Here is a 21,617-nt window from a genome sequence, read left to right as displayed (position 1 = left end):
GCCAAGGGGTGTTGGCCCAGGCTGAACACCTGAAGCCAACACAAACCCTGTGGGAGCTGGCTTGCCTGCGATGAAGGCAACTCGGTGTGCCTGGCGCTGCGCTATCGCAGGCAAGCCAGCTCCCACATTTGTTCGAGCAAGGCTCAAGACTATGCCCACTGCCCTTTATCGCCTCATTCTCGCCGCCTTGCTATTGCTGCCTTTAGGCGCACACGCCGGCGACGCCGAAGACTTCCTGTCCGCCAACCCGGCGCAACAAGCCAAACTCCTCCAGGACTGGGCCGCCCAGCCCGACCCGGCGCGCATCGAGCTGGTGGATGCCCTGCAGCAAGGCCAACTCACACTCAACGGCGAAGTAAAAACCGTACGCCTGAATAACCGCCTGCGCGGCCTGATCGACAACGTAAGGGCCAGCCAGCAACTGCTCGCCGCCGACCCCAAGGTACGCCTGGCGGCCGCGCAAACCCTGCAAAAAAGCGCGCAACCGGCGCAACTCAAATTCCTCGACCAGCGAGTCGCCGCCGAAACCGACGAGGACGTGCACACCGCCCTCAGCCTGGCCCTGGCCAACCTGCAACTGGTGGACCCTGACCCGGCGGTGCGCCTCGCCGCCGTGCGCTTGCTCGGCAACACTGGCGACCCGCTGGCCCGCACACGCCTCGAAGCGCTGCTGGCGCCGGGCGTCGAAACCGACGCCGCCGTGCACACTGCCGCCGAAACCAGCCTGGCCCAAGTCAAACGCAAACTGATGATGGGCGAGATCCTCGGGCAGGCCTTCAGCGGCATGTCCCTGGGTTCCATACTGCTGTTGGCCGCCCTGGGCCTGGCGATCACCTTCGGCCTGCTCGGCGTGATCAATATGGCCCACGGCGAGATGCTGATGCTCGGCGCGTATTCCACCTACGTGGTGCAACTGATGATGCAGCGCTATGTGCCGCAAGCCATCGAGTTCTACCCGTTGATCGCGCTGCCGGTGGCGTTTTTTGTCACGGCCGCCATCGGCATGGCCCTGGAACGCACGGTGATTCGTCACCTCTATGGGCGCCCGCTGGAAACCCTGCTCGCCACCTGGGGCATCAGCCTGATGCTGATCCAGCTGGTGCGCCTGGTGTTCGGTGCACAGAACGTCGAAGTGTCCAACCCCGCGTGGTTGTCCGGTGGCATTCAAGTGCTGCCCAACCTGGTGCTGCCCTACAACCGCATCGTGATCATCGCATTCGCGCTGTGCGTGGTGCTGCTGACCTGGCTGCTGCTGAACAAGACGCGCCTGGGCCTCAACGTGCGCGCCGTCACCCAGAACCGCAACATGGCCGCCTGCTGCGGCGTGCCCACCGGGCGCGTGGACATGCTCGCGTTTGGCCTGGGTTCGGGCATTGCAGGCTTGGGCGGCGTGGCGCTGAGCCAGATCGGCAACGTCGGCCCCGACCTCGGCCAGAGCTACATCATCGACTCGTTTCTCGTCGTGGTACTCGGTGGCGTGGGCCAGTTGGCCGGCAGCGTGCTGGCGGCCTTCGGCCTGGGCATCGCCAACAAAATCCTGGAGCCGCAGATCGGCGCCGTGCTCGGCAAGATCCTGATCCTCGCGCTGATCATTCTGTTTATCCAGAAACGCCCGCAGGGACTCTTCGCACTGAAAGGACGGGTGATCGACTGATGAACCAGCCACTGATGCTTACGGCCACGCAAAAGGCCGGTCCCAAGGTGACGATTGCCGCCGGTGCGATCATCCTGATCCTGCTGCTGGCCTTGCCGTTGTGCTCCCTGCTGTCGCCGGAAAACCCGCTGCACGTGTCGGCCTATACGCTGACGTTGGTGGGCAAGATCCTGTGTTACGCCATTGTCGCCCTGGCGTTGGACCTGGTGTGGGGCTACGCCGGGATGTTGTCCCTCGGCCACGGTTTGTTCTTTGCCCTGGGCGGCTACGCGATGGGCATGTACCTGATGCGCCAGGCGTCCGGCGATGAGTTGCCGGCGTTCATGACGTTCCTGTCGTGGACCGAATTGCCCTGGTACTGGGTCGGCACCCAGCACTTCCTCTGGGCCTTGTGCCTGGTGGTGCTGGCGCCAGGCGTGCTGGCGCTGGTATTCGGGTTCTTCGCCTTCCGTTCGCGGATCAAGGGCGTGTATTTCTCGATCATGACCCAGGCCCTGACCTTTGCCGGGATGCTGCTGTTTTTTCGCAACGAGACCGGCTTCGGCGGAAACAACGGCTTCACCAATTTCCGCAGCATCCTCGGCTTCGGCATCACCGAACCGGGCACGCGCGCGGTGTTGTTTGTCGCCACGGTGCTGCTGCTGGTCACGAGCCTGTTCATCGGCTGGCGCCTGGCACGCAGCAAGTTCGGCCGGGTATTGACCGCCTTGCGCGACGCCGAGAACCGCCTGATGTTCTGCGGCTACGACCCGCGTGGTTTCAAGCTGTTCGTGTGGGTGTTGAGCGCGGTGCTGTGCGGTTTGGCGGGCGCGTTGTATGTGCCGCAGGTGGGCATCATCAACCCCAGCGAAATGTCGCCGACCAACTCCATCGAAGCCGCCGTGTGGGTGGCCCTGGGTGGGCGCGGCACGCTGATCGGGCCGTTGCTCGGCGCCGGCGTGGTCAATGGCATGAAGAGCTGGTTCACCGTGGCCTTCCCGGAATACTGGCTGTTCTTCCTGGGAGCGCTGTTCATCATCGTCACCCTGTATGTGCCGAAGGGCGTCATCGGCCTGCTGAAGAAATGAGGAACGTCATGCTTGAACCTATTTTCGATGCGGGCAGCGGCCGCGATGCGATCGGCCTTGGCCAGGCCGCGGGCAAGGGCCTCGACACCCGCCACGGCACCATTTTGAGCCTGGAAGACATCAGCGTCAGCTTTGACGGTTTCAAGGCGCTCAACGACCTGAACCTGTACATCGGCGTCGGCGAATTGCGCTGCATCATCGGCCCCAACGGCGCAGGCAAGACCACGCTGATGGACGTGATCACCGGCAAGACCCGCCCCAGCCACGGCACCGCCTGGTTTGGCGAGAACCTCGACTTGACCCGCCTGAGCGAAGTGCAAATCGCCCAGGCCGGCATCGGCCGCAAGTTCCAGAAACCCACGGTGTTCGAAGCCCTCAGCGTGTTCGAAAACCTGGAGCTGGCGCAGAAGACCGACAAGTCGGTATGGGCCAGCCTGCGCGCGCGCCTGAGCGGCGAGCAAAAGGACCGCATCGGTGAAGTGCTCGACACCATTCGCCTCACGGCCTCGCTGCATCGCCAGGCCGGCTTGCTGTCCCACGGCCAGAAGCAGTTCCTCGAAATCGGCATGCTGCTGATGCAAGACCCGCAACTGTTATTGCTGGATGAACCGGTGGCGGGCATGACCGACGCCGAAACCGAGTTCACCGCCGAACTGTTCAAGCGCCTGGCGGGCAAGCACTCGCTGATGGTGGTGGAACACGACATGGGGTTTGTCGGCTCGATTGCCGACCATGTGACGGTGTTGCACCAGGGCAGCGTATTGGCCGAAGGCTCGCTGGAGCAGGTGCAGGCCGATGAGCGCGTGATCGAGGTGTACCTCGGCCGCTGACCCGGCCGCAAACTTGCTTTATGTGGGAGCTGGCTTGCCTGCGATAACCATAGGTATCTACACAATGTTCAAAGGCTGACAAATCTCCTTGTAGTGAGCGGGCTTGTCCCGCGCTGGGCTGCGAAGCCGCCCTAATAAAGACACCGCTCAGTTTCAGAAAAACCCAATTCGCCTGGTTTGGGGCCGCTTCAGCCCAGCGCGGGACAAGCCCGCTCACTACAAAAATGTGTAGATACCTATGCTGAGATAACGGTGTTGTATTCGCCACCGCTATCGCAGGCAAGCCAGCTCCCACAGTTGATTCGGTTCCCTCAGGGGGAGTCGAGGAGGTTTTGAGAATGTTGCAAGTCGACAAGCTGCACCAGTACTACGGCGGTAGCCACATCCTGCGCGGGCTGTCGTTTGACGTGAAGATCGGCGAAGTCACCTGCCTGCTCGGCCGTAACGGCGTGGGCAAGACCACTCTGCTCAAGTGCCTGATGGGTTTGCTGCCGGCCAAGGAAGGCACGGTGAATTGGGAAGGCCGTGCCATCACCGGCTTCAAGCCGCACCAGCGCGTGCATGCGGGGATCGCCTACGTGCCCCAGGGTCGGGAAATTTTCGGGCGACTGACGGTGGAAGAAAACCTGCTGATGGGCCTGTCGCGCTTTCCCGGTTCCGAGGCCAAGGAAGTCCCGGCGTTTATCTACGAACTGTTCCCGGTGTTGCTGCAGATGAAACATCGGCGCGGCGGCGACCTGTCCGGTGGCCAGCAGCAACAGTTGGCGATTGGCCGTGCCCTGGCCAGCCGTCCGCGCTTGCTGATCCTTGATGAGCCCACCGAAGGCATCCAGCCGTCGGTGATCAAGGAGATCGGCGCGGTGATCAAGAAGCTCGCCGAGCGCGGCGATATGGCGATCCTGCTGGTCGAGCAGTTCTATGATTTTGCCGCCGAACTGGCCGACCAGTACCTGGTGATGTCCCGTGGCGAAATCGTGCAGCAGGGCCGCGGGGAAAATATGCAAACCGAAGGTGTACGTGGTCTTGTAACCATCTAATCTGTGGCGTCCCGACAATAAGCACACACCATGAACCTGCCCGTTTCCCCTGCCCTGTTCACCCCCAGCTGGCACGCCGCGCTGGAACTCGGCTACGCGCGTTTCGGCGAGACCACGCGGCCGGTGATGCGCCGCCACCTCGGCCCGTTGCGCGTGCAAAAACACCTGTACGCCGAAGGCCCCGAGGTGTGCCAGCACATCATCGTGCACCCGCCCGGCGGGATTGCCGGTGGCGACCGCCTGGACATCAGCGCCCATGTCGGCGCGGGCGCCTGGGCGCAATTGACCAGCCCTGGCGCGGCCAAATGGTATCGCGCCCAGGGCCCTGCGTTCCAGCAGTTGGACCTGACCGTGGAAGCCGGCGCCACGCTGGAATGGCTGCCCCAGGAAACCATCGTCTTCAGCGCCGCCCAGGCCGAACTCACCACGCGCATCGAGCTGCACGGCGATGCGCGCCTGTTCTACTGGGACGTAGTCGCCCTCGGCCGCCCGGCCAGCGGCGAGCGTTTCGACCTGGGCCATTTTCAATCGCACCTGGATATCCGCCGTGACGGCCAGTTGCTTTGGCATGAGCGCCAGCGCATCGTCGGCGCCGACGGCTTGCTCGACTCGCCCATCGGCTTGGACGGGCAACCGGTGTTTGCCACGCTGTTGCTTACCGGCGAAATCGACAGTGACTTGCTTGAACAATGCCGCGCCCTGCCCAATGCCGTGCGCGGGGATTTGACCCAACTGCCCGGCTTGCTGGTGGCGCGCTGCCTGGCCAGTGAAGCGCTGCTGGCGCGGGCCTGGTTGATTGATTTATGGCGGCTGTTGCGCCCTGCCGTATTGGGCCGGGAAGCGGTATCACCGAGAATCTGGAGCACATGAAGATCAAAACTGTGGGAGCTGGCTTGCCAGCTCACACATTGAATCTGCGGTGTATTTAAGAATGCATTTAAAGGACCTTGAACCATGGACCTGACCCCACGGGAAAAAGACAAACTGCTGATCTTCACCGCCGGTTTAGTCGCCGAACGCCGCCTCGCACGCGGTGTGAAGCTCAACTACCCGGAAACCATCGCCTACATTTCGGCGGCCTTGATGGAAGGCGCCCGCGATGGCCGCACCGTGGCCGACCTGATGCACTACGGCACCACGTTGCTCAGCCGCGAACAGGTCATGGAAGGCATCCCGGAAATGATCCCGGATATCCAGGTGGAAGCCACGTTCCCCGACGGCACCAAACTGGTCACCGTTCACCAGCCCATCGCCTGAGGCGCCGCCATGATCCGTGATGCAACCGAGAACGACCTGCCAGCGATCCGCGACATCTACAACGATGCGGTGCTCAACACCACGGCGATCTGGAACGAACAACCGGTGGACCTGAGCAACCGCCTGGCCTGGTTCACTGCCCGACAGGCCCTGGGTTATCCGATCCTGGTTGCAGTCGAAAACGCTGAGGTCACCGGCTACGCCTCGTTTGGCGACTGGCGGCCCTTCGAGGGTTTCCGCTACAGCGTCGAGCACTCGGTATACGTGCGCAACGACCAGCGGGGCAAAGGCCTGGGCCCGCGCTTGATGCAAGCCTTGATCGAACGCGCGCGCGCCGGCGGCAAACACGTCATGGTCGCCGCCATCGAGAGCGGTAACCAGACGTCGATCCGCCTGCATGAACGCCTGGGCTTCATCACCACCGGGCAGATGCCCCGAGTGGGCATCAAGTTCGGCCGCTGGCTGGACCTGACCTTTATGCAACTGGCCTTGAACCCGGGCGCCGAACCGCCCAAGGAGTGACGTCGATGAACGCCGCGCAATTGCGTCGAGTCAATGCTGAAAGTTTTGCCCACTACCGCCTGGGCTTGATCGAGCTATTGCTGGACGCGGTCAGGCACGGCGCTTCGGTCGGGTTCATGGCCGACTTCGACGAGGCCCAGGCACGCGACTATTTGCACGGCGTGCAGGCCAGCCTCGAAGACGCCAGCCTGTTGCTGTGGGTGGTGGTGCGTGACGAGCAGGTCATCGCCAGCGTGCAGTTGGCGCTGTGCCAGAAAGCCAACGGCCGCAACCGCGCCGAGGTGCAAAAGCTGCTGGTGCACAGCAGCGCGCGCCGCCATGGCCTCGGCCAGCAATTGATGAGCGCCCTGGAACTCGCCGCGCGCCAGCACCAGCGCGGCCTGCTGTACCTGGACACCGAAGCCGGCTCGCCGGCCGAAGCCTTCTACCAGTCGCTGCGCTACACCAAGGTCGGCGAACTGCCCGACTACTGCCAAAGCCCGGACGGGCGCTACAGCCCGACCGCCATCTACTTCAAGACCCTGGGGCAACCTGCATGATTCCTGGTGAATTTCAGATCCAGCCTGGCGACATCGAACTCAACGTCGGCCGGCGCACCGTCACGTTGAGCGTGGCCAACCGTGGCGACCGGCCGATCCAAGTGGGCTCGCATTACCATTTTTTCGAGACCAATGACGCGCTGACGTTTGACCGCGCGGCAAGCCGTGGCATGCGCCTGAATATTCCGGCGGGCACGGCGGTGCGGTTTGAACCGGGGCAGAGCCGTGAGGTGGAGTTGGTGGATTTGAGCGGAGGAAGGCGAGTGTTCGGGTTTGCGGGGCGGATCATGGGCGACCTTTAGGGCCTCTTCGCAGGCAAGCCAGCTCCCACATTTTGACTGTATTCGCAGCTCAAAATGTGGGAGCTGGCTTGCCTGCGATAGCGATCTCACATTCAACACAATTTCTCAGAGCTCACAGACATGAAAATCAGCCGCCAAGCCTACGCCGACATGTACGGCCCCACCGTCGGTGACAAGGTCCGCCTGGCCGACACCGAGCTGTTCCTGGAAGTCGAACAGGACTTCACCGTCTATGGCGAAGAGGTCAAGTTCGGCGGCGGCAAGGTCATCCGCGATGGTCAGGGCCAGAGCCAACTGCTCGCCCATGAAGTGGTCGACACCCTGATCACCAACGCGCTGATCATCGACCATTGGGGCATCGTCAAGGCCGACGTCGGCCTCAAGAACGGCCGCATCCACGCCATCGGCAAGGCCGGCAACCCGGACATCCAGCCCGGCGTGACCATGGCCATCGGCGCCAGCACCGAAGTGATCGCCGGCGAAGGCATGATCCTCACCGCCGGCGGCATCGACAGCCACGTGCATTTCATCTGCCCGCAACAGATCGAAGAAGCGCTGACCAGCGGCGTCACCACCATGATCGGCGGTGGCACCGGCCCGGCGACCGGCACCAACGCCACCACCTGCACCTCGGGCCCGTGGCACCTGGCGCGCATGCTCCAGGCCAGCGATTCGTTCCCGATGAACATCGGTTTCACTGGCAAGGGCAACGCCAGTTTGCCCGAGCCGTTGATCGAACAGGTCAAGGCCGGCGCCATCGGTTTGAAGCTGCACGAGGACTGGGGCACCACACCGGCCAGCATCGACAATTGCCTGAGCGTTGCCGATGAATATGACGTGCAGGTGGCGATCCACAGCGACACCCTCAACGAATCCGGCTTCGTCGAAACCACCCTCGCCGCGCTCAAGGGCCGCACCATTCACACCTACCACACCGAAGGCGCCGGTGGCGGCCATGCGCCGGACATCATCAAGGCCTGTGGCTTGCCCAATGTGCTGCCCAGCTCGACCAACCCGACGCGGCCGTTCACCCGCAACACCATCGACGAACACCTCGACATGTTGATGGTCTGTCACCATTTGGACCCGAGCATCGCCGAAGACGTGGCCTTCGCTGAAAGCCGTATCCGCCGCGAGACCATCGCCGCCGAAGACATCCTGCATGACCTTGGCGCGTTCTCGATGATCAGCTCCGACAGCCAGGCCATGGGCCGCGTCGGCGAGGTGATCACGCGCACCTGGCAAACCGCCGACAAGATGAAACGCCAGCGCGGCGCCCTGCCCGGCGACGGCGCGGGCAACGACAATTTCCGCATCAAGCGCTACATCGCCAAGTACACCATTAACCCGGCGATCACCCACGGCGTCAGCCATATCGTCGGCTCCATCGAAGTCGGCAAATGGGCCGACCTGGTGCTGTGGCGCCCGGCCTTCTTCGGCGTCAAACCTACGTTGATCCTCAAGGGCGGCGCGATTGCTTCAAGCCTGATGGGCGACGCCAACGCGTCGATTCCCACCCCGCAACCGGTGCACTACCGCCCCATGTTCGCCAGCTTCGGCAGCTCGCTGCACGCCACCAGCCTGACCTTTATCAGCCAGGCCGCCCAGGACGCCGGCCTGCCCGAGGCCCTGGGCTTGAAAAAGCAGATCGCCGTGGTCAAGGGTTGCCGCGACGTGCAGAAAACCGACTTGATCCACAACGACTACCTGCCGGACATTGAAGTCGACCCACAAACCTATCAGGTCAAGGCCGACGGCGTGCTGCTGTGGTGTGAGCCGGCGGATGTACTACCGATGGCGCAGCGCTATTTTCTGTTCTAAGCCGCGGCGTTTGTGGGTACGCCGCTTTCCGCCGGCAAACGCCTGGTTCAGAAATTTTCGCGCGGGTTGAACGCGGCCTTTTTTGCCAGTTCCTGCCACAGCGCGAGCGTTTCATCGTCGGCCTGCTTGGGCATCACGGCCTTGAGCTGGATGTACAGGAAGCCGCGCTGCCCGGCCTTGTTCAGCAACCCGTGGCCCTTGGCGCGCATACGCTGACCGTTCTGGCTGCCGGCCGGCACCTTGAGGTTGATCCTGCCGGTGAGGGTCGGCACCGCCACTTCCGTGCCCAACGCCAATTCCCACGGCGCCAGGGGCAGGTTGATGATCAGGTTTTCACCGTCCACTTCAAATTTAGGGTGCGGGGCAAACTTGATGATCAGGTAGAGGTCGCCATTGGCCCCGCCGCCGATACCCGGCGCGCCCTGCGCCTTGAGGCGAATGCGCTCGCCGTCGGCCACGCCGGCGGGGATCTTCACGTTCAGGCTCTTGGTGGTGTTGCTCACGTGCCGGCCCGAGGGGTCGTATTGCGGCACCTGGAAGCTGATCTGCTTGGACTCGGTGGACAGCGTCTCTTCCAGGGACACGGTCAGTTGCATCTCCACGTCCTGGCCCTTGCGCCCGGCAGGACGGCGCTGGCCGCCGCCAAAGGCATCGCTGCGGTTGCCGAAGATCGAGCTGAAAAAGTCCGAGAAGTCCTCGGTGCCCGCGCCGCCGCCAAAGCCGCCACGGCTCTGCCAGCCCGGTGGCCCCTGGAACGGCTGGCCATGCTGGCCGTATTTGCGCAGCTCGTCGTATTCGGCGCGCTTGTCGGCGCTCTTGAGCGCCTCATAGGCTTCGGACGCGTCCTTGAACTTGGCTTCGGCGTCTTTTTCCTTGCTGACGTCCGGGTGGTACTTGCGCGCCAGCTTGCGGTAGGCCGCCTTGATTTCCTTGTCGTCAGCCGAAGGCTCGACGCCAAGTATCTTGTAGTAGTCTTTGAAATCCATCGGGGTTTCACCATCCTTTAATCGAGATCGCACCGCTCGCGGGCCCAAGGTGCGCTGGTCTGCACGTGTCGAGTCTTGGGGCCGGGGGGCGTCAAAGTGTGATCGGCACTTGCCGTATGCAGCAGATGTGGGGGCAAATCCCCAGGATTCAAGCATGATTTAACGGATGGTCGGCCTACGCATCCGCCTTCGACTGACATACACTGCGCGGCCGTTTTTCAACCGGAACCTGATTGTCATGGAAAACCCATCCCCAGCCCGTGCCTGCGGTATCGACTTCGGCACGTCCAACTCCACCGTCGGCTGGATCCGTCCCGGCATGGAAACGCTTATTGCGCTGGAGGACGACAAAATCACCCTGCCGTCGGTGGTGTTCTTCAACTTCGAAGAGCGCCGCCCGGTGTACGGCCGCCTGGCGCTGCACGAGTACCTGGAGAACTACGAAGGCCGCTTGATGCGCTCGCTCAAGAGCCTGTTGGGTTCCAAGCTGATCAAGCATGACACCAGCGTGCTCGGCACCGCGATGCCGTTCACCGACTTGCTGGCGCTGTTTATCGGCCAGCTCAAGAGCCGCGCCGAAGCCACCGCCGGCCGTGAATTCGAAGAAGTGGTGCTGGGCCGTCCGGTGTTTTTCGTCGATGACGACCCGATGGCCGACCAGGAAGCCGAAAACACCCTGGTGGATGTGGCGCGCAAGATCGGCTTCAAGGACATCTCATTCCAGTACGAGCCGATTGCCGCAGCCTTCGACTACGAGTCCACCATCGCCAAGGAAGAGCTGGTACTGATCGTCGACATCGGCGGGGGTACCTCCGACTTCTCGCTGGTGCGCCTGTCGCCGGATCGTCGCCACAACGACAACCGCCAGGACGACATCCTCGCCACTGGCGGCGTGCACATCGGCGGTACCGACTTCGACAAACAGCTTTCCCTCGCTGGCATGATGCCGTTGTTCGGCTATGGCAGCCGCATGAAAAGCGGCGCCTACATGCCCACCAGCCACCACATGAACCTCGCCACCTGGCATACGATCAACTCGGTGTACTCACAGAAATCCCAGCTGGCCCTGGGCAGCATGCGCTACGACATCGAAGACACCGGCGGCATCGACCGCCTGTTCAAGCTGATCGAACAGCGCGCCGGTCACTGGCTGGCGATGGAAGTGGAAGAGACCAAAATCCAACTGACCCACGCCGACAGCCGCCATGTGCCGCTCGACCGCGTGGAACCGGGCCTGAGCGTTGACCTCACGCGGGCACTGTTCGAGTCGTCCATCGAAAACCTGCTGGAGCGCGTGCGCGGCAGTGTTACGCAGTTGCTCACTGACGCTTCGGTGAGCGTCGCGCAAGTGGACACCGTGTTCTTTACCGGCGGCTCCAGCGGCATCCCGGCGCTGCGCCACAGCATCTCGGCGATGCTGCCGAATGCGCGGCATGTGGAAGGGAATATTTTTGGCAGCATTGGCAGTGGCTTGGCGATTGAGGCGAGCAAGCGGTACGGCTGCTGACTTCCAGACACCATAAATCAATGTGGGAGCTGGCTTGCCTGCGAACGCGGAGTGTCAGTCAATATTGCTCTGACTGATCCACCGCATTCGCAGGCAAGCCAGCTCCCACATTTTTGACCTGTGTACCCCCAATCCCGAGTCGCCACCGCCCCCCTTGTGGCGAGGGAGCTTGCTCCCGTTGGGCTGCGCAGCAGCCCCAAAACCTGCCTGCACAAAACCTGCGGTGGAATGTTGTAACCAAGCCGCCCTGCTCCTTGCACGATTTCCATGATGAAGCTTATAGTCCGGCCGTCGCCCTCATGGCGATCAGGTTTGGCGACCTGAAACCACATTCAAAAATGTCTGCTTCGTTGGCAGGCATTTTTGTACCCGCAAAGCTGCGTCTATGGTAGCTGTGCGCGGGAGACCTTCGGGTCTGCCGGTTCCGTGGTTCCGGTTCGCCAACCTGCGTACAGCTGCCACCCTATTGTTTGGCGACAATCGAGTGGGAGCTCCTTTTGAACTACGGAGTTTCACTTATGAATCGCTACATGCCCCTAACCGGCCACGACTGCACCATCCCCGCTTTAACCATCGATACCCAAGCCCCACTCGACGTCCTTCTCGACGCCGCTGCCTACCGCATTCGCGCGGTGACTCAGTTACTGGAAAACATCGCCTTTCGAGAAGAACTCAGCAGCGACGCCGTCGTACTCCACGACTTCGCACAACTGCTGGCCATCCCGTTGCGGGATGGGTGCGATTTGATGGATGTGATTGGCCGCAGGCTAAGTCCGCAAGCGGCCTAAGCGGGGACAGGGCGGCTTTTCAGTCGCCCTGCCGCAAGGCTGATTAACCGTGATAAATCGCCCAGAGTCCCAGAAACGTCAGGCACCACAAGACGACACCCGGCACGATTACCAAGTAATTCCACGGAGTGAAGCGATCATTGCTTTGCCCCTCGGGATCTCCCGCTGCGAAGTTGATCATGCCCTGGCATTGCGAAAGGATGTAAGCGCACACCGGTGTCCCCAGCAGCGACAAATTTTTGTAGGCATGCAAACTATCGATCCGCCCAGCGGCGGCGTCGAAAAGATTCGCGCCTACGGTCACCACGACGAAAACCGTTGCCCACTGCTCGAAGTCAAAATCGAACTTTCGACCGCTGCGGGCAACGCGATCATCTGCACGGCGGTACAGCTGATGCATAAAGAAAATGAAGAAAAAGGCGCGCGCCAAAGGCCAGATATCTACCTGATTAATTTTCTTGTACAAACTCCAGTTTTTATACGCCCAAACATAGGTATACAGCCCAAAACTGAGCAGGCCGAGGATCAGCAGCTTCCTTTTGGAAATCACATAGAACTCGGACGATGTCCTTAGCACGTCGGTCAACTCCGCCGTCGGCGGAGCGTAGAGATCGTCGGTCACCGCTTACTTCCCTCTAATTCCCTTTAAAGTCCACGAAGCGAAAGCGCTTCAGTCAGCATCACACCATCCCGCCAAGCTTCAACTCGCTCTTGAGATACGCATAATAAATCGGCCCCGCCACCACCCCCGGCAATCCAAATGCCGCTTCAAACACCAGCATCGCCAACAACAATTCCCACGACTTGGCGCTGATTTGCCCGCCCACGATCCGTGCGTTGAGGAAGTATTCAACCTTGTGGATCACGATCAGATACCCCAACGCCGCCACCGCCACCCAGATCGACAGCGACAGCGCGACGATGGTGATCAGGGTGTTGGACATCAGGTTGCCGATCACCGGCAGCAGGCCCAGGAGGAAGGTGAGGACGATCAGGGTTTTGGTCAGCGGCAGGTGGATCCCGCACAGCGGCAGTACCACGGCGAGGAACACGGCGGTGAAGGCGGTGTTGAGCGCGGCGATTTTGATTTGGGCGAAGACGATGTTGCGAAACGCCTGGACCAGCAGGTGCAGGCGGTCGAACAACGCGGCGGCCAGGGGTTTGCGCTTGGTCAGGTCGGGCACACGTTGCAGGGCGATGATGGCGCCGAGCACCATGCCGATCAGCAGGGTGACGAACATGTGCGCGGCGTCTTTGCCGACCAGTTGCAGTTCGCTCAGGTGCTTGCTCAGCCAGTCGCCGATGGCCACACGGAATTCAGCGGCGCTGGCGGGCAGGTAGGCATCAAGGAACGGCGGCAACTGGCCGCGTGCGCGGTCGACCACGCCCATGAATTTGTCGAGGGAAGCCCCGGGATTTTCCGCTTCGTGGAGCAGGAAGCTGATGGCGCCGGCGAAGATCAAGGCCAGCACGCTGACGATCAGGGTGCCGAGCAAGGCCACCGCCAGCCAGCGCGCGCGGCGCCCCTCGATCAGCCGTTGCAGTTGCGGGGTGAGCATGTTGACCAACTCATACACCAGCAGGCCGGCCAAGAGGCTGGGCAACAATTTGAGCGGCAGTACCAGCAGCAATCCGCCGAAAATGATGATGTAGCTGGCCAGCAACAACACATGACGCTGAGAAAACGTTGGCATACAGCCTCAAAACGAGCGGCGTTAAAGGATGGGCAGTCTGCCAGCGTTGAGCGAATCAAGCGAGTGGTCTTCATGTTGCCAACACCGTCAATGTGGGAGCGGGCTTGCTCGCGAAAGCGGTTGTTCAGACACCGTTGTGTTGAATGACACACCGCTTTCGCGAGCAAGCCCGCTCCCACAGGGAATTCGCGGTGTCAGCTACCTTTGAGGCACGTACTCATAAAGGTTTTACGCGCATCACCGGCCAGCGCCTTGGTCTTGGCCTCGGCATTGCAATCCTTCATCTTCTGCTGCTGCGGAGTCAGGGTCTTGGCGTCGTTGGCCGCCGGGGCCGACAGGCAGGTCTTCATGAAGGCCTTGCGTTCGTCACCCTTGAGCGTCTTGGTGGTGGCCTCGGCGTTGCAGGTGGTCATTTTGTTTTGCTGGGCGGTGGCGGCAAAGCCTTGGGAACACAGCAGCAGGCCCATCATAAACAGCGCGGTTCGCAGCATCTTCATGGCGTTTTCTCCCTGTTACCGGGCCGAGAGGCACGGTCTTTCGAGAGTGTAGTCAAACCCTGTTACACCTTCCTGCGCAGACAGGGGATAATCCCCGTCCGTTACGCTGCTCGGCGATTTCCATGCCATACGCTTATCCTCTGCTGGCCATTTTTATCTGGGCCGGCAACACCGTCATCAACAAGCTGGCCGTGGGTTCGATCTTCCCCGCCGAGATCGGTTTTTACCGCTGGCTGCTGGCGGCGCTGCTGTTTACGCCGTTCATGATCAAACCGGTGATCGCCCAGTGGGCGCTGATCCGCCCGAATCTTGGCAAGATATTCATCCTCGGCGTGCTGGGCATGGCGGTGTACCAGAGCCTGGCGTATTACGCCGCCACGCTGACCACGGCCACCAACATGGGCATTATCCTGTCGCTGATGCCGTTGATGGCCCTGACGGCGGCGATCATCAGCCTCGGCCAACGCCTGACCTACGGCGCGTTGACCGGTGCGGTGCTGTCATTCTCAGGCGTGGTCGTGGTGGTGTCGGCCGGCAGCCTCGGCGCGCTGTTGCAGCATGGCGTCAACCTGGGCGACGGCATGATGCTGATCGCGACCCTGGCCTATGCGGTCTACAGCACCCTGCTGAAAAAATGGCAGCTGCGCCTGCCGCCCCTGGTGTTGCTGTACCTGCAGGTGCTGGTGGCGGTGGTGGTACTGTTTCCGCTGTTCCTGTTCTCGGCCAAGGCAGGCCTGGGCTGGGCGAATATCCCGCTGGTGCTGTACGCGTGCCTGCTGGCCTCGATGCTCGCGCCACTGGCGTGGATGCATTCGGTGAAGACCCTGGGGCCGAGCCGCACTACGCTGTTTTTCAATCTGCTGCCGTTGCTCACCGCGCTGATTGCCGCGGTGGTGTTGAAGGAAGCGCTGGCGCTGTATCACCTGGTGGGCGGCTTGCTGACGTTGGGTGGGGTGGTTTTGTCGGAGCGTTGGACGACGCCGGTGCGCAGGAAGGTCAGTGTTGTCTGATCGATCGCTATCGCGGGCAAGCCCGGCTCCCACATTTGATCCCATTCCAAAGGATGAACACGGTCGACTGTGGGAGCTGGCTTGTCGGATCGCCGCATCGCTGCGATGAACGATAACGCGGTATGCCTGCTAAACCCCGGCGGCCTTCAGCCTCTGCGCATGCTCCACGAACAAGCGGATCGGCTCCGCGCCCTTGCCCACCAGCCCCAGGGACTGGTTGACGATATCAAAATGATCCAGCGCGTAATCGTCACCGATGACCCTCCCCAAGTGTGAACTGTAGCGCCCCACCATCCCGTCGCACTGGCCCTTTTCGCGCACAAAGCTGCGGGCGAACAAACGGCAGCTGCGGTGCGTGCCGTCGAACAGGTTGCGGCCATGGTCGGTGATGCCCGGCTGCAAGATGCCGGACCACGAGTAATAGCGCACGCCATTGACCTCTTCCATGCCTTGCCCGCCCCATGTCTGCGGCAGCCCCTGTGGATAGTGCTGATTGAACAGCGCCACGCCCTGGCTAGTCAGGGAGAGGTGTGACGCTCGCAGATCCGCCTTGAAACGCGGCCCGCGATAGCCGGTTTCCAGCACGCCCATTACCCAGGCGACGAGATGAAACAACGCGCTCATGATCCGCCCCTTCACACCGTCGATAGGGTAATGGCGGTGGATATGGTCGGCCAGTTCCGAGCCATGGTTGGGCCCGGCCACCGACGTCACCGACGCTACCCACTCCGGGCGCTTGGCCGCCGCATAGCGGGCGGTGAGTGAACCCTGGCTGTGACCGATCAGGTTGACCTTGTCGGCGCCGGTTTCGCGGCGAATGCGCTCGATCTGCACCAGCAATTGCTCGCCGCGCACCTCGCTGGAATCGAGCGGCGCGACCTGCACGGCAAACACCTGCGCCCCGCCCGCTTGCAGCGCCGGGACGATGCCGTACCAATACGGGAACAGCCCCAGGCGCACGAAGCCGAGCATGCCGGGCACCAGCACCAGGGGATAACGCGTGGCTAACGACTGCGGCATGTCGCGAACATCCTCGAAAGTGAACACCTGCCGTGCAGCCTAGCCCAGGCTGAAGTCCAGCAGATGACGCCGCCTGCATATCCAATAAAACTTTTTGCTCCGGGCAACACTCACAACCTGTAACGATCACGCCGGCAGAGCGTGGCGTAAAACCGGATTAGCCCCAGGAGATTGAGATGACTGAAGCAAACTTGACCGACGTCGCGACCCTGCGCATTCGCGCGCGCCAGAACGTGGAGAACGGTGCCGTGACCGAAGGTTATGACGCCGACCGCGAAGAGATCATTCGCCTGCTCAATGAGTCGCTGGCCACCGAACTGGTCTGCGTGTTGCGCTACAAGCGCCACTACTTCATGGCCAGCGGTGTCAAAGCCGCCGTGGCCGCAGCGGAATTCCTCGAACACGCCAACCAGGAAGCCGAGCATGCCGACAAACTGGCTGAGCGCATCGTGCAGTTGGGTGGCGAGCCGGAGTTCAACCCGGACCTGCTGTCGAAGAACTCCCACGCTCAATACGTGGCGGGTAACAGCCTGAAGGAAATGGTCTACGAAGACCTGGTCGCCGAACGGATTGCCGTGGACAGCTACCGCGAAATCATCCAGTACATCGGCGACAAAGACCCGACCACACGGCGCATCTTCGAAGAAATCCTGGCCCAGGAAGAAGAGCACGCCGATGACATGGCGGACATTCTCGAGAGCCTGTAATCCAGCACCCAGTCTGAAATAGCACAACCATTGTGGGAGCGGGCTTGCTCGCGAAAGCGGAGTGTCAGTCAACAGATCATTGATTGACACATCGCTTTCGCGAGCAAGCCCGCTCCCACATTTGGACCTTAGCCTGCCAGTTAGCCCTTCACGGTTTTGGGTGCCTTGCCCTCCTTCATCTGTTGCAGCAACGGTGCGCATTCGTTGGGCTCGCCGCCGCTTGGGGCGACCAACGCAAGCAACCCGGCCGCCGGCCCCGCAATCACACCCAGCGCCACCATGCCCGCGCCGCGCAGTGCCAGCGGAATGGCTTTTACACCGGCATTGGGCCGGATGAACGGCCCGTTGACGTACAACGGCGAGCGCAGGGAGAACAGGCGGAAGCCTTTCGATTCCGGGTTGATGGTCAGGTCCAATTGCTCAGTGGCCATGTTCGCAGTGCCATCGATGTAGATGATGGCGTTCTCGGTATCGAACACAAACAGCCGCGTGGTCGCCAAGCCGGTCTTGATCCCGAAGTCCGCCGCCGCGCAGTTGATCTTCACTTCCTTGTCGCCAAACAGGCGGCCCACCACGTAGTTGCCCACGTTGAGCCCGGCGATTTCCATCAAGCCGCGGCTGATCGCACCGTCGTTGATCAGCATCTTCAGGTCACCGTTGGAGGTACCCAGCAGCGCCGCCACGGAGTTGCCGCGACCGGAGATATCGGCATCGCCGTTGAGTTCGCCAAAGCTGGTTTTCATCGGCTCAAACGTCGGGAACAACTGCTTGAGCTTGAAGTTGCGCGCGGTCAGCCTGGCGCGGCCTTCCATCGGCGTGGTGCGGCCGTTCAGGCGGATCTGCGCATCCAGCTTGCCGCCGGCCACGCCGAAACGCAGGGGCTCCAGGCTCAATTCGCCGTCATTGAGCACCAGGTGGGTGTAGAGGTCGGTAAAGGGTAGATCCGCGCTGTGTACGATGCGCTTGCCGGTGAATTCCACATCGGCATCCATGACGCGCCAGCGCTCGGTGCGGAACTCCTCCACCGGCAGCACTTTTGTGGCCGGCTGCTTGCTGTCGCCGCCACGGGCTTTCTGCTTGGCATTGGAGTCGGCGCCGATCAGCGGCGCAAGGTCGGCCATCAGCAACTGGTTGGACACCAGCGCACCGCTGAGCTTGGGCCGTGGCTGGCTGGCGACGTAGGCGAGGTCGCCGTGGATATCGCTGTTGCCTATCTTGCCGTTGAAGTTCTCATAGCGAAATGACGCGCCGTCGGCTTCATGCAGCTTGGCGATCAGGTGACCATCGGTGGAGTACGCCGGCGAATCCGGCAGGGTTACGCCGGTCAATGGGTAGAGATTGCCCAGGCTGGAACCTGCCAGTTTGAGGCGCAGGTCCAGGGCGCCGAGGTTCAACGGATCGGTCAGGGTGCCGGCCAGGGCGATGCGGGTATCGGCAATCTTGACCTGAGCCTGCAGCGGAAACGGCTTGGCCGCGTCCTGCAGGGCCAGCAGGCCGCCGATCTTGCCGCTGCCGTCGAGTTTCTGGCCGTGGTACTGGCCTTTGACCTTGAGGGCGAACGCGTAGTCCTGCGGTGCGGAGCCTTTTTCCAGGGCTTTTTTGGCATCGGCGTCGCCGACGATCTCGCTGAAGGGAATGGGTTTGCCCAACGGATCGATGATCACATCCAGTTGGGTCCTGAGAGTTTGATCGTCGAGGGTCACGTGGCCCTTGTCGAAACCGATGGCGCCGATGTCCACCACCCAATTGGAGGGTTCGGCGTTCGGGTCCTTGGGGTCGAACGTGAATGTCCAGTTGGCGCGGCCGTCGGCCAGGCGCTGCAACTGTGCGCTCGGCTCGGTGAGGTCGATACGCGGGATCACCACGCGCTGCACCAGCAAACCGAGAAGCGAAATGCGCAATTCGACTTTTTTGAGCGTGACCATTTGCGGGGTTTTCGACCAGTCGGGGTTGCCCAGCGTCAGGTCTTCGGCAATCACATGGGGCCACGGCACCCAGGCGCGCCAACCGCCTTCATCGGGCTCACGCGCCCACACCACCGCCAGGTTGCCGTTGATGGCAAACGGGCGATGCAACTCTTCGGAAACCTTGGCATTGAGGGGCGGCTTGATGCGATTCCAGTCAAAGAACACGAGGATCACGACCACCACGGCGATTAACACAACGAAGCTGGCGCAGCTCCAAGCGACGATTTTACGCGTGCGCGTCATTGCACAGGACTCCTGAATACGACTGGCTGGGTGACAGCCTTTGAGGACAGCTTACAGAACTACGACTGGCAATCCGCCACGGCGTTTGACTGCTCCCCAGATTTGCTTGGAAAAACCTCATTTTCTGACCCCTTCGACAGATTCTCCCTACGTTGGCGCACCATTGTTACCCGCGCGCGTGTCGAAAATACCCACTCCAGTGCAAAACCGCGTGCTTGAGAGACGCGTTCTAGAGCCTCCGGCGGGAACAATCAATTCTGTTGATTATTACCATTGTGTTTATGAACTTTTATATCGACTTATCGAGGGTAACAATAGCCCCGTACCCAATTTATCGCCCTCCCAAGGAGCAACCCATCATGAAACGCCAAGTACTCGCTACCGTCCTGTTATCCATCCTGGCTTCCAGCGCTTTTGCCCTGCCAGCCGCCGAACAGGTCACCCCACAAGTCAAAACCGACGCCGTTCACTTCAGCCAGACCGTCGCTCGCAGCGGTTCGCAAGAAGATGAAAACCGTGACTACGCCAAAGGCGCTGTTGCTGAAAACGGTTCGGAACAAGCCAACAAACGCGCTTACACCGAAGGCCTGACCGAAAACGGCCGCAACCGTCTGGAAGAGAAAGGTCTGGTTGAAGGCGGTGCTGAACGAGCCAACAAACGTGCCTACACCGAAGGCGTTGCTGAAGGCGGTGCTGACCGTCTGCAAGAACTGCATCAAGCACAGAGCTGAGCCTGTGGTGGCCCAGAAAAAAGCCCGATCCAATGATCGGGCTTTTGACTTTCTGTAAAACCTGTTACCGCTGTCCACCGCGCCTTTTCACGGCGATCCCCCCGCGCATCCCGGCCAAGTTCGACGCCGACAGAACTGTTTTGCTAGAGTGCGTCGCTGTACTTGCCAACAAAGCCCGCCGCCAATGCTGCCCCGCGCCGAACAGAAACAACAGACCCGCCTTGCCCTGATGGACGCAGCCCGCCACCTGATGGACTGTGGCCGTGGGTTTGGCAGCCTGAGCCTGCGCGAAGTGGCAAAAACGGCCGGCATCGTGCCCACCGGGTTCTATCGGCATTTTGCCGACATGGACCAGCTTGGGCTGGTGTTGGTGAGTGAAGTCGGCCAGACCTTTCGCGCCACGATCCGCCTGGTGCGCCACAACGAATTCGTGATGGGCGGCATTATTGATGCTTCCGTGCGGATCTTCCTGGATGTGGTCTCGGCCAACCGTTCGCAGTTCCTGTTCCTGGCTCGCGAGCAGTACGGCGGCTGCCTGGCCGTGCGCCAGGCCATTGCCGCGTTGCGCGAAGACATCACCCGCGACCTGGCGGCCGACCTGAGCTTCATGCCCAAGCTGCAGCACCTGGATGCCGAAGGCTTGCATGTGATGGCCGACCTGATCGTCAAAAGTGTGTTTGCCACTCTTCCCGACATCATCGACCCGCCGGCCCACGCCCTACCCGCCCACCTCACGCCCCAGGCGAAAATCACCCAGCAATTGCGCTTTATTTTTATCGGCTTGAAACACTGGCAAGGCCTGGGCAGCACTGAATAACGCAATCATCCCGCCGAGTGGAAGCGCTTGGCGGTGGTGTAATGCTTGTTCCAGTAACTGTTGCTCAAAGAGTCGATGCGGATGTTCTTGCCGGTGCGCGGCGAATGGATGAATTTGCCTTCGCCGATGTACAGGCCCACATGGCTGACCTGGCCGCGCCCGTTTCCTTTGAAAAACACCGCGTCACCGGGCTTGAGCGCGTTGCGCTTGATGGTGGCGGCCGTCGAGCGGTGCATGGCGGCCGTGGTGCGCGGTATCTGGATATTGGCTTCGGTCTTGAACAGATACACCAGGAAACTGCTGCAATCGAAACCCTGCTCCGCCGAGGTGCCGCCCCATTTGTAAGGTGTGCCCAGCAACTCATGAGCGCGGTCGACCACATCCGCGATAGACGCTTCTTTCAGTGAAGCGGTGAAAGAAGGGGGGACGCTCAGATTGGCCGAAGCCGATGAAAGCACGAAGGACAGACCGACTATAAACAGATAACAAAATGACTTGAACATGATGAACGTCGCAGTGAATTAAACACGGCGCACAGCGTAATGATCTCGCAGGTAAGTTAATGAACGCCAATTCCGCATACCCTGTAGGGAAAATCCGAAACGCTCAGCTAGCGTGCAA

23 protein-coding genes are annotated in these 21,617 nt (G+C 61.4%); 16 read left to right on the top strand and 7 right to left on the bottom strand.

Annotated elements, in window-relative coordinates:
- Window positions 1-151 precede the first annotated feature (151 nt).
- The 10 genes from urtB (at window position 152) to ureC (ending at window position 9,029) form a co-directional block, all read left to right on the top strand.
- Window positions 152-1,654: an urea ABC transporter permease subunit UrtB gene (gene urtB, locus KVG91_RS16215; RefSeq protein ID WP_169378660.1), complete on the top strand. Its 1,503-nt coding sequence runs from the start codon at window positions 152-154 to the stop codon at window positions 1,652-1,654.
- The gene (urtC, locus tag KVG91_RS16210; protein ID WP_169378659.1) at window positions 1,654-2,721 is read left to right on the top strand and encodes an urea ABC transporter permease subunit UrtC; all 1,068 of its coding nucleotides are present in this window, start codon (window positions 1,654-1,656) and stop codon (window positions 2,719-2,721) included. The genes urtB and urtC overlap by 1 nt, the downstream gene beginning before the upstream one ends.
- Window positions 2,718-3,551: an urea ABC transporter ATP-binding protein UrtD gene (gene urtD, locus KVG91_RS16205; RefSeq protein ID WP_169378658.1), complete on the top strand. Its 834-nt coding sequence runs from the start codon at window positions 2,718-2,720 to the stop codon at window positions 3,549-3,551. The genes urtC and urtD overlap by 4 nt, the downstream gene beginning before the upstream one ends.
- Before the next feature lie 338 nt (window positions 3,552-3,889).
- Window positions 3,890-4,588: an urea ABC transporter ATP-binding subunit UrtE gene (urtE, locus tag KVG91_RS16200; protein WP_169376636.1), complete on the top strand. Its 699-nt coding sequence runs from the start codon at window positions 3,890-3,892 to the stop codon at window positions 4,586-4,588.
- Window positions 4,589-4,618: 30 nt separating this feature from the next.
- Entirely contained in the window at window positions 4,619-5,458 is an 840-nt protein-coding gene (locus KVG91_RS16195) for an urease accessory protein UreD (RefSeq protein WP_169376637.1), read from the top strand.
- An 84-nt stretch (window positions 5,459-5,542) separates the two neighbouring features.
- Window positions 5,543-5,845 (top strand): urease subunit gamma, encoded by a 303-nt coding sequence (gene ureA / locus KVG91_RS16190; RefSeq protein WP_003171437.1) that lies wholly within the window; start codon window positions 5,543-5,545, stop codon window positions 5,843-5,845.
- Between the two features lie 9 nt (window positions 5,846-5,854).
- On the top strand, window positions 5,855-6,367 hold the full coding sequence (locus KVG91_RS16185) for a GNAT family N-acetyltransferase (protein WP_169376638.1): 513 nt from the start codon (window positions 5,855-5,857) through the stop codon (window positions 6,365-6,367).
- Between the two features lie 5 nt (window positions 6,368-6,372).
- On the top strand, window positions 6,373-6,906 hold the full coding sequence (locus KVG91_RS16180) for a GNAT family N-acetyltransferase (protein WP_169376639.1): 534 nt from the start codon (window positions 6,373-6,375) through the stop codon (window positions 6,904-6,906).
- Window positions 6,903-7,208 carry an urease subunit beta gene (locus tag KVG91_RS16175; protein WP_169376640.1) on the top strand — a complete coding sequence of 102 codons (306 nt, stop codon included), beginning with the start codon at window positions 6,903-6,905 and terminating at the stop codon, window positions 7,206-7,208. The genes KVG91_RS16180 and KVG91_RS16175 overlap by 4 nt, the downstream gene beginning before the upstream one ends.
- Before the next feature lie 120 nt (window positions 7,209-7,328).
- Window positions 7,329-9,029, top strand: a complete 1,701-nt coding sequence (gene ureC / locus KVG91_RS16170; RefSeq protein WP_169376641.1) for an urease subunit alpha — start codon at window positions 7,329-7,331, stop codon at window positions 9,027-9,029.
- Between the two features lie 47 nt (window positions 9,030-9,076).
- On the opposite strand, the gene KVG91_RS16165 is transcribed toward ureC, so the two are convergent.
- A complete protein-coding gene (locus KVG91_RS16165) occupies window positions 9,077-10,015 on the bottom strand; it encodes a DnaJ C-terminal domain-containing protein (RefSeq protein ID WP_169376642.1) in 939 nt (312 codons plus the stop codon).
- A gap of 238 nt (window positions 10,016-10,253) precedes the next feature.
- On the opposite strand from KVG91_RS16165, the gene KVG91_RS16160 reads away from it, so the two are divergent.
- Together KVG91_RS16160 and KVG91_RS16155 are read left to right on the top strand one after the other, a co-directional pair.
- A complete protein-coding gene (locus tag KVG91_RS16160) occupies window positions 10,254-11,522 on the top strand; it encodes an Hsp70 family protein (protein ID WP_217894902.1) in 1,269 nt (422 codons plus the stop codon).
- A gap of 518 nt (window positions 11,523-12,040) precedes the next feature.
- Window positions 12,041-12,310 carry a hypothetical protein gene (locus tag KVG91_RS16155; protein WP_178115225.1) on the top strand — a complete coding sequence of 90 codons (270 nt, stop codon included), beginning with the start codon at window positions 12,041-12,043 and terminating at the stop codon, window positions 12,308-12,310.
- 43 nt (window positions 12,311-12,353) lie between these two features.
- Here KVG91_RS16155 and KVG91_RS16150 read toward each other — a convergent pair whose 3' ends face one another.
- The 3 genes from KVG91_RS16150 to KVG91_RS16140 all read right to left on the bottom strand — a co-directional run bounded on the left by KVG91_RS16150 (window position 12,354) and on the right by KVG91_RS16140 (window position 14,501).
- Window positions 12,354-12,932 (bottom strand): hypothetical protein, encoded by a 579-nt coding sequence (locus KVG91_RS16150; RefSeq protein ID WP_169377788.1) that lies wholly within the window; start codon window positions 12,930-12,932, stop codon window positions 12,354-12,356.
- Window positions 12,933-12,990: 58 nt separating this feature from the next.
- The gene (locus tag KVG91_RS16145) at window positions 12,991-14,004 is read right to left on the bottom strand and encodes an AI-2E family transporter (RefSeq protein ID WP_027607720.1); all 1,014 of its coding nucleotides are present in this window, start codon (window positions 14,002-14,004) and stop codon (window positions 12,991-12,993) included.
- A 194-nt stretch (window positions 14,005-14,198) separates the two neighbouring features.
- The gene (locus tag KVG91_RS16140; RefSeq protein WP_169377789.1) at window positions 14,199-14,501 is read right to left on the bottom strand and encodes a PsiF family protein; all 303 of its coding nucleotides are present in this window, start codon (window positions 14,499-14,501) and stop codon (window positions 14,199-14,201) included.
- Between the two features lie 122 nt (window positions 14,502-14,623).
- Between KVG91_RS16140 and KVG91_RS16135 the strand changes: the two genes are divergently transcribed.
- Complete coding sequence (locus KVG91_RS16135; protein WP_169377790.1) at window positions 14,624-15,511, top strand: DMT family transporter; 888 nt, start codon at window positions 14,624-14,626, stop codon at window positions 15,509-15,511.
- Window positions 15,512-15,640: 129 nt separating this feature from the next.
- Here KVG91_RS16135 and KVG91_RS16130 read toward each other — a convergent pair whose 3' ends face one another.
- On the bottom strand, window positions 15,641-16,531 hold the full coding sequence (locus KVG91_RS16130) for an esterase/lipase family protein (protein WP_169377791.1): 891 nt from the start codon (window positions 16,529-16,531) through the stop codon (window positions 15,641-15,643).
- Window positions 16,532-16,707: 176 nt separating this feature from the next.
- Here KVG91_RS16130 and KVG91_RS16125 point away from each other — a divergent pair, with 176 nt between their 5' ends.
- The gene (locus KVG91_RS16125) at window positions 16,708-17,238 is read left to right on the top strand and encodes a ferritin-like domain-containing protein (RefSeq protein ID WP_076954546.1); all 531 of its coding nucleotides are present in this window, start codon (window positions 16,708-16,710) and stop codon (window positions 17,236-17,238) included.
- A 140-nt stretch (window positions 17,239-17,378) separates the two neighbouring features.
- Here the strand turns inward: KVG91_RS16125 and KVG91_RS16120 are convergent, their stop codons facing one another.
- A complete protein-coding gene (locus tag KVG91_RS16120; protein ID WP_169377792.1) occupies window positions 17,379-19,448 on the bottom strand; it encodes an AsmA family protein in 2,070 nt (689 codons plus the stop codon).
- A gap of 359 nt (window positions 19,449-19,807) precedes the next feature.
- Here KVG91_RS16120 and KVG91_RS16115 point away from each other — a divergent pair, with 359 nt between their 5' ends.
- Together KVG91_RS16115 and KVG91_RS16110 are read left to right on the top strand one after the other, a co-directional pair.
- Entirely contained in the window at window positions 19,808-20,179 is a 372-nt protein-coding gene (locus KVG91_RS16115; RefSeq protein ID WP_169377793.1) for a hypothetical protein, read from the top strand.
- Between the two features lie 184 nt (window positions 20,180-20,363).
- The gene (locus tag KVG91_RS16110) at window positions 20,364-20,996 is read left to right on the top strand and encodes a TetR family transcriptional regulator (protein WP_169377794.1); all 633 of its coding nucleotides are present in this window, start codon (window positions 20,364-20,366) and stop codon (window positions 20,994-20,996) included.
- Window positions 20,997-21,001: 5 nt separating this feature from the next.
- Here the strand turns inward: KVG91_RS16110 and KVG91_RS16105 are convergent, their stop codons facing one another.
- Window positions 21,002-21,499 carry a C40 family peptidase gene (locus tag KVG91_RS16105; RefSeq protein WP_169377795.1) on the bottom strand — a complete coding sequence of 166 codons (498 nt, stop codon included), beginning with the start codon at window positions 21,497-21,499 and terminating at the stop codon, window positions 21,002-21,004.
- Window positions 21,500-21,617 lie beyond the last annotated feature (118 nt).

Source organism: Pseudomonas azadiae (assembly GCF_019145355.1).
Taxonomy (GTDB): domain Bacteria; phylum Pseudomonadota; class Gammaproteobacteria; order Pseudomonadales; family Pseudomonadaceae; genus Aquipseudomonas; species Aquipseudomonas azadiae.
This window is presented reverse-complemented; position numbering and strand designations above follow the sequence as displayed.

Coding starts and splice junctions, on each gene's coding strand:
- urtB (WP_169378660.1), top strand. CDS start 152: ATGCCCACTGCCCTTTATCGCCTCATTCTCGCCGCCTTGCTATTGCTG.
- urtC (WP_169378659.1), top strand. CDS start 1,654: ATGAACCAGCCACTGATGCTTACGGCCACGCAAAAGGCCGGTCCCAAG.
- urtD (WP_169378658.1), top strand. CDS start 2,718: ATGAGGAACGTCATGCTTGAACCTATTTTCGATGCGGGCAGCGGCCGC.
- urtE (WP_169376636.1), top strand. CDS start 3,890: ATGTTGCAAGTCGACAAGCTGCACCAGTACTACGGCGGTAGCCACATC.
- KVG91_RS16195 (WP_169376637.1), top strand. CDS start 4,619: ATGAACCTGCCCGTTTCCCCTGCCCTGTTCACCCCCAGCTGGCACGCC.
- ureA (WP_003171437.1), top strand. CDS start 5,543: ATGGACCTGACCCCACGGGAAAAAGACAAACTGCTGATCTTCACCGCC.
- KVG91_RS16185 (WP_169376638.1), top strand. CDS start 5,855: ATGATCCGTGATGCAACCGAGAACGACCTGCCAGCGATCCGCGACATC.
- KVG91_RS16180 (WP_169376639.1), top strand. CDS start 6,373: ATGAACGCCGCGCAATTGCGTCGAGTCAATGCTGAAAGTTTTGCCCAC.
- KVG91_RS16175 (WP_169376640.1), top strand. CDS start 6,903: ATGATTCCTGGTGAATTTCAGATCCAGCCTGGCGACATCGAACTCAAC.
- ureC (WP_169376641.1), top strand. CDS start 7,329: ATGAAAATCAGCCGCCAAGCCTACGCCGACATGTACGGCCCCACCGTC.
- KVG91_RS16165 (WP_169376642.1), bottom strand. CDS start 10,015: ATGGATTTCAAAGACTACTACAAGATACTTGGCGTCGAGCCTTCGGCT.
- KVG91_RS16160 (WP_217894902.1), top strand. CDS start 10,254: ATGGAAAACCCATCCCCAGCCCGTGCCTGCGGTATCGACTTCGGCACG.
- KVG91_RS16155 (WP_178115225.1), top strand. CDS start 12,041: ATGAATCGCTACATGCCCCTAACCGGCCACGACTGCACCATCCCCGCT.
- KVG91_RS16145 (WP_027607720.1), bottom strand. CDS start 14,004: ATGCCAACGTTTTCTCAGCGTCATGTGTTGTTGCTGGCCAGCTACATC.
- KVG91_RS16140 (WP_169377789.1), bottom strand. CDS start 14,501: ATGAAGATGCTGCGAACCGCGCTGTTTATGATGGGCCTGCTGCTGTGT.
- KVG91_RS16135 (WP_169377790.1), top strand. CDS start 14,624: ATGCCATACGCTTATCCTCTGCTGGCCATTTTTATCTGGGCCGGCAAC.
- KVG91_RS16130 (WP_169377791.1), bottom strand. CDS start 16,531: ATGCCGCAGTCGTTAGCCACGCGTTATCCCCTGGTGCTGGTGCCCGGC.
- KVG91_RS16125 (WP_076954546.1), top strand. CDS start 16,708: ATGACTGAAGCAAACTTGACCGACGTCGCGACCCTGCGCATTCGCGCG.
- KVG91_RS16120 (WP_169377792.1), bottom strand. CDS start 19,448: ATGACGCGCACGCGTAAAATCGTCGCTTGGAGCTGCGCCAGCTTCGTT.
- KVG91_RS16115 (WP_169377793.1), top strand. CDS start 19,808: ATGAAACGCCAAGTACTCGCTACCGTCCTGTTATCCATCCTGGCTTCC.
- KVG91_RS16110 (WP_169377794.1), top strand. CDS start 20,364: ATGCTGCCCCGCGCCGAACAGAAACAACAGACCCGCCTTGCCCTGATG.
- KVG91_RS16105 (WP_169377795.1), bottom strand. CDS start 21,499: ATGTTCAAGTCATTTTGTTATCTGTTTATAGTCGGTCTGTCCTTCGTG.